This window comes from Myxococcus sp. AM011 (genome assembly GCF_013372595.1).
Lineage (GTDB): Bacteria > Myxococcota > Myxococcia > Myxococcales > Myxococcaceae > Myxococcus > Myxococcus eversor.
Map to the genome: position 1 here is coordinate 1 of NZ_JABXEM010000417.1, position 6,470 is coordinate 6,470.

At 70.7% G+C, this 6,470-nt stretch carries 4 protein-coding genes; 3 read left to right on the forward strand and 1 reads right to left on the reverse strand.

Annotation, left to right across the window (positions count from 1 at the left end; translation table 11 throughout):
• Positions 1–230: 230 nt before the first annotated feature.
• From HUW62_RS45015 to HUW62_RS45025, 3 genes are all read left to right on the forward strand, one after another.
• Positions 231–1,628, forward strand: a complete 1,398-nt coding sequence (locus tag HUW62_RS45015) for an ABC transporter permease subunit (protein WP_176437953.1) — start codon at positions 231–233, stop codon at positions 1,626–1,628.
• 8 nt (positions 1,629–1,636) lie between these two features.
• A complete protein-coding gene (locus tag HUW62_RS45020; RefSeq protein WP_176437954.1) occupies positions 1,637–2,371 on the forward strand; it encodes an amino acid ABC transporter ATP-binding protein in 735 nt (244 codons plus the stop codon).
• Between the two features lie 92 nt (positions 2,372–2,463).
• Positions 2,464–3,543, forward strand: a complete 1,080-nt coding sequence (locus tag HUW62_RS45025) for a hypothetical protein (protein WP_176437955.1) — start codon at positions 2,464–2,466, stop codon at positions 3,541–3,543.
• Between the two features lie 5 nt (positions 3,544–3,548).
• On the opposite strand, the gene HUW62_RS45030 is transcribed toward HUW62_RS45025, so the two are convergent.
• Positions 3,549–6,470 (reverse strand): CHAT domain-containing protein (locus tag HUW62_RS45030; protein ID WP_368670638.1); only part of this gene is annotated, 2,922 nt, incomplete at its 5' end.

The following is a 6,470-nucleotide window of genomic DNA, read 5'->3' on the forward strand; positions in this document are numbered from 1 at the left end:
GACGGGGCTGGACGCGGGGGCCGGAGATCGGGGTCTTCATGGTGTGGAAGTTTATCGGCCCAGGGAGGGCGGAAGTTGCGTGGCTGTCATGGGTTGTCCGCTCCCGGTGGAAACCCTTGATGCCTCAAGGATAGTTGGGCATGGGGGGTGTTCGTTCCATGCCGCGCCGCCGCCTTTCGTGTCGCCAGCCCCACACTCCCGGGCTCGCCTTGCTGTGCCTCGCGTGGGGGTTGGCGGTACTGCTCGGCTGTGGCAGGGGTGATGCGCCGGGCTCTGGAGGGGACTGGAAGGGCCGGACTCTGCGCATCGGGACGGATGCCACCTACCCGCCGTTCGAGTCGGTGAAGGACGGCGAGCTGGTCGGCTTCGACATCGAGCTGGGGGCGCTCGTCGCCGAAGAGCTGGGCGCGAAAGTCTCATGGACGAACACGTCCTTCGACGGGGTGTTCCCCGCGTTGATGGCGGGGAAGTTCGACCTGGTGATTTCGGCCGTGACGCTGACTCCCGAGCGACAGCAGCGCCTGGGCTTCTCCACGCCGTACTACACGGCGGGACAGCTCGTGGTGGCGCGGGAGGCGGACACCGCGGTCACGGGCCTCGAGAGCCTGCGCGGGAAGACGGCGGGCATTCAACTCAACACCAGCGCGTCGCTGGTGCTGGAGAAGTTCCCGGACATCGAGGTGCGGCAGTACCCGAGCATCGACCTGGCGCTCCAGGATTTGCGCAACGGCAACCTGGCGGGCGTGGTGGGCGACGGGCCGACGCTGCGTTACTTCCTGACCCATGGCTTCCAGGGGCTGCGCGCCGCGGGCGGGTTGCTGACGGAGGAGCACTACGGCATCGCGATGCGCCCGGATGACCCCGCGCTGCGCGAGGCCGTCAACGCCGCGCTCCAGCGCCTGCGCGACAGCGGGAGGTTCGCCGCGCTGGAGGAGCGCTACTTTGGCGAGGCGGCCCAGAAGGCCCAGGCGACCCCGCCGGCCGTGCCCTGGGGCAAGGTGACCTGGCGGCTGGCCCGGGGACTGGGGCTGACGCTGGGGCTCACCGTGCTGGCGCTGCTCTCCGGGATGCCGCTGGGGCTGGCCGTGGCCCTGGGGCGGCGCGTTCGCTTCCGGCCGCTTTCGTGGCTGTGCGCCGCGTACGTCGAGGGGCTTCGTGGAACGCCATTGCTGGTGCAAATCATCTTCATCTATTACGCGCTGCCGCAGCTTCTGGGCGTGGACCTGGCGCCGATGCTGGCGGCGGTGCTGGCGCTGACGCTCAACAGCGCGGCGTACGTGGCGGAAATCTTCCGGGCGGGCATCGCCTCCGTGGACGCGGGGCAGGAGGAGGCCGCGCGGGCGCTGGGGATGGGGCGCGCGCAGGTCATGCGCTACGTCATCCTCCCGCAGGCGGTGCGCAACGTGCTGCCGCCGCTGACGAACGAGGGAATCGCCCTGCTGAAGGACTCCTCGCTGGTGTCCATCATCGGCATGGCGGAGCTGACGCGGGCGGGACAGGAGCTGGCGAGCCAGCTCGCCGCGCCGCTGGCCGTGTGGCCGCTCGTCGCGTTGTTCTACTTGTTGGCCACGCTGCCGCTGACGCGGCTGGCCTCGGCGCTGGAGAAGCGCCTCCACCGTCAGGGGTGAGGAACGCCATGGCGCTCGTCGAGGTTCGCAATCTGCACAAGCGCTTCGGTGCACTGGAGGTCCTCAAGGGGGTGGACCTCTCGGTGCAGCCTGGAGAAGTGGTGGTCTTCGTGGGCCCGTCCGGCTGTGGCAAGTCCACGCTCCTGCGGTGCCTGTGTGGCCTGGAGGTGCCGTCCGAGGGTGAAGTCGTCGTCGGGGGCATTCCCGTGAGCGCGGAGCCCAAGGCGCTTCAGGCGCTGCACCGCCGTGTGGGCATGGTGTTCCAGCGCTTCCACCTGTTCCCCCACCTGAGCGCGCTGGCCAACGTGACGCTGGCGCCGCGCAAGGTGCTGGGGCTGTCGGAAGCGGAGGCGGAGGCCCTGGGGCGGCGCATGTTGACCATGGTGCATCTGGAGACGCGCGCGGACGCGTACCCCAGCCAGCTCTCCGGGGGGCAGCAGCAGCGGGTGGCGATTGCGCGGGCCCTGGCGATGAAGCCGGAGTTGATGCTCTTCGACGAGCCGACCAGCGCGTTGGACCCGGAGCTGGTGGGCGAGGTGCTGGAGGTCATGCGTGAGCTGGCGCGTGAGGGCATGACGATGTGCGTGGTGACACACGAGATGGGCTTCGCGGCGGACGTGGCGCACCGCGTGGTGTTCATGGACGCGGGGAAGGTGGTCGAGGAGGGCACGCCGCAGCAGGTACTTCGCGAGCCCCAGCATCCGCGCACCCGCGAGTTCCTCGCGCGTTTGCTCCAGCGGTGAGGGGATTTCCGTGCGGGGGACGTTGGGTGGGGACATCGGCGCGATTGACTGGCCCGCCATGACGGCGACCAGGCGCCCGTGGTGGAGCCTCGATGTCTCCTCACTTCGTGTCGCGTCGTCCCGTGTCCTGGGGCGCGCGTCTGTCTCCCTTGTGCCTGCTGTGGTCGCTGTCCGTCGGCTGTGATGCCTCCACCGCGCGCGTCGAGGTGGCACCGCCCGTGCTGGACACCGCCAGCGCGGCGTCAGTCACCACGGACCCCGAGCCGCAGTATCCGGATGATGGGCTGGCGCCGCTGGCGCTCAGTGTCGTGCAGAGCCCCGCGGGGGATTCCGTCACCGCGCCGGTGCTGACCACGCTCCGGGCTCCCGATGACGTCACCGTCGAGTTCATCAGGGTGGACGACGAGTCCATCGCCGTCGCCGTGGGTGGTCCCGAGACGTCGACCACGTCCATCGACCGGGTGATGACGCAGATGTCCGCCGCCGCGAGCCCCGCCGCGCTCTACCTCGCGCTGTCTCCCACGGGCACGGTGGTGCCGCGCACGCTCCAGGCCCACAGCGACGCGGTCGTCGTCGCTGGCAACTGGAAGCAGGGCAGCACCTCGCCGTCCGTCTCCGAGCCGGCCATCGGCGCGGGTGCGCCTCGCTCCCTGGGCACGTGCGGCGGATTGAAGGCCAATGGCCAGGGCAACATGCACGACAACCACGGACGCTGCGAGGACTGGCACCGGGACATCGACGAGGTCACCGAGTGGATTTCGACGGACATGATTGGGTATGGCGCCTACGTGCGCGCCATCACCGGCGGCATCTTCTGGGACATCCAGAAGCGCAACTGCCTGAAGAGCTATTGCGACTGGGGCATCCTCTTCAAGAAGACCATTCCCCAGGGACACGTCTGGTATTTCCCCTATGTGAATGTGAACAACGACTTCAAGGCCCACAGCCGCGCCACCACGCTCAACAACAACGGTGTCCACCAGCACTACGTGTCCACGTGCAGCGACTGGAAGACGCGCACCAACTGGCTCTCCTCCGTGGCGGGAGGCTGCTTCATCAACTTCCAGTCGAAGAACCTGTATTGCAATGACCAGACGTACGAGGGACTCGACCCTTCGTACATCTGGACGTCCTTCGACGCGGGCGGCAACGGGACGCCGTTCGACTGCTGAGCCCGTCAGGAGGGGGGCTTGCCGCGAACCCGACGGCGGGCCCCGAGCACGAGGCCGATGAGGACGAGGAACGCCGTCGTCGTCAGGGCGAGCGCTCCCGTCGTCACTCCACCGCGCTCCAGGGGCGTGGTGGCCACGAGCGAGGCATCCCCCAGCACCACCAGTCCCGCCCAGGCCGCTGGAGGCAGGCCGTCCTCCATGGCCTCGAGCTGAGCCGCGCGCAGCGCCGCCGACGTGCCCGCCCCCGTGGCCAGATGCCGATAGAACCGCTCCACCAGCGCCGCTGCTTCGTCGTCGCGCAGCGGCCACAGGCTGGCCACCACCGCGTGGGCGCCGGCCTCGAAGAAGGCCCGTGCGAGGCTCAGGACGCCCTCTCCTGGCAGCACGGTCCCGGACGCGCTCCGACAGGCGGAGAGCACCACCAGCGCGCCCTTCAGGTGAAGCTCCGCGATTTCCCTCGGCTGGAGGATGCCGTCCTCTTCTTCGGAACCCGGGGCGAGTACGAGCGCCGAGCGCTCGGGGGCCTCGGCATCGACGACGGCGTGGGCCGCCAGGTGGAGCACCCTCACGCTCGACAGGTCCGTGCTCTTGAGCGCGTGCTCGGAGGCGTCGGTGCCCACGTGCAGCCGCGCCGGAGTGTGGGTGCCACGCAGCACGTCCTCCACCTCGTGTCCCTCGCGCCGTGCCTCGGGAAGCGCTCCGAGTCGCGCGGCCTCGGTGAAGACGCCGGTCCGCTCTCTCGCCGCCGCTCGGGCCAGGGGCTGGCGGAGGGCGCGGTCGGGGTCCGCCAGCACCAGGGCCTCGCCTCCCGGTGCACGCGCGGGGGCCTGTCTCCAATGGCGCCACAGGCTGGCGGAAGGCACCAGCGCCAGCTCGTAGCGAGCCACCAATGGCGGACCGTCTGGTCGCTCGCGCAGCGCGGCGAAGGGCAGGTCATGGAGCGGTCCATCTGGCACCAGCAACAAGCGGCGAACCGTCGGAGGCAGCCCCGCCAGGGCCGGGCCCAGCAACTGCGCATGGAGGGCCGCCGCCGCGCCGAGCTCGGAGTCGTCGCGGCGCTCGACGAGCCCGGAGAACAGCGTGGCCGCCGCCACCAGCCGCGTGCGCTCGGGGAGGCGATGGACCTGCGTCCCACTTCGCGTCACCGCGAGCACCCACGCGCCTCCCGCCGACGTGCCGGAGACGTCCCCGTCGTCGCCGACCAGAAAGGCCAGCAGCGCCTCGTCCTCGCCCAGCCCCTGCTCCACGGCCTCCAGCGAGGCGAAGTCCGGTGCCCCGTGGCGGGGCGCGGGTCGCAAGTCCCGCTCGTGCCGCTCCAGCTCCTGGAGTTCCTTCAAGGCCGTCTCGCGTCCGCCTTCCGCGAGTGCTGCGTCGAGCAGCCGCCGCTGCACCGCCACCAACCGCCGCTGCACCTCGCCACGCTCCGCGCGACGCTCGGGAGTGTCCTCGGAGGACGCCAGTGCTCGCGAGGCGACCAGGGCGTCGAGCAGCGTCCGCGCTCTCAGCCGCTCACTCACCGCGAAGGCCCGGGTCAGCGTCTCCCGCGTGGGAAGCGTGGCGCCCTGGCCCGTCGCACCGCCGGCTTCCAACGTCCAACCGGCGAGGCGGTGATAGTCGCCGACCCAGGTCGCGAGCAGCTCCGCCTGACTGGAGGCGTCGCTCTGGGTTTCGCGCAAGGCCTCCGCCGCGTCCAGGGCGCGCTCGGCATGGCGCAGGGCCTCGGGGAGGGGCTGCGTCCGGTACGCCACCGTGCCGCGTCCGCGCAGGGCCCAGGCGAGATACAGCGGGTCCTTTCCCTCGACGGCCAGGCGGAGCGCCGCGTCCGCGTCCTGGATGGCTCCGGCCGGGTCCACGTCCACGCGCCGCACGGCCCGTGTCGAGAGGCATGCGAGTCGCCGCTCGTTCGAATCCAGCAGCTCCGCGAGGGACATGCAGCGCTTGAGCAGCTCGTCGGCCTCGCGCCGCTCCTCGGGAGTGTTCCCCAGCATCGCCACGGTGATGCGCAGCGCGCGCGTCACCTGCGTCTGGTTCCCCGTGTTCTCCGCGGCGGCCAGCGCCTGCCGGGCGAGGGCCAGCGCATGCTCCCGTCCTCCCGGCGTGGGGTCTCGCTCGAGCCGCCGCGTCGCGAGGCTCGCGAGCATGTAGCGCGCATGTCCCTCCAGGAAGAGGTCGCGAGTGCTTCGTGCCAGCTCCGCCAGGCGGAGGTTGACGTCCGCGGCCTCCTCCAACCGGCCGAGCCTCTCGCTCACCGTGCTCATGACGCCCAGGTACTGCTTCTTCAGCCCTTCGCCACCGTCCGGGAAGACGAGTGCCTCGGCGCGCTTGAGCACTCGGAAGGCCCGGCCCAGGTCCTGCTCCACCTCGTAGAGCTGGCTGGCCTCGACGATGAGCGCGCGCGCATGCAGCTCCGGCCGGCCGGAGGCGCTGGCCACTTCCACCACGCGGCGTGTCCACTCCGCGGCCTCCTGGGTGCGCCCTTGTGCCAGGAGGATGACGCGCAGATTCATTCCCGCCAGCACCTCGCCCTCCGCGTCCTGGAGCCGACGGAACGTCATCGCGGCGCGCTGGTACGGCGCCTCCGCGGCCTTCCGGTCCGTCAGGTGCTCCACGTGTCCGAGCACCAGGGCCAGCCAGCCATGGTCCGGATGTCGCTCCACCAGGGCCGTCAGCTCACGCTGGACGGTGTCGCGCGCGGGGGGCGCCTGCGCGCACTGGTAGAAACACATCGCGCTCTCCCGGGCCTCGGGATGCGCCAGGAAGCGCTCCCGGCACTCCACGAGCGTGGGGGCCTGGGGACGGGCGGCCTCGCTCGCGAGCGCGGGGCTTGGACACACCTCCGCCAGGACCCATGTCACCGCGAGGATGGCGAGGCCCAGCTTGTCGAGACAGGAGAAGTGCTTCCGGGTCGTCACTTCAGCGGGTGGGAG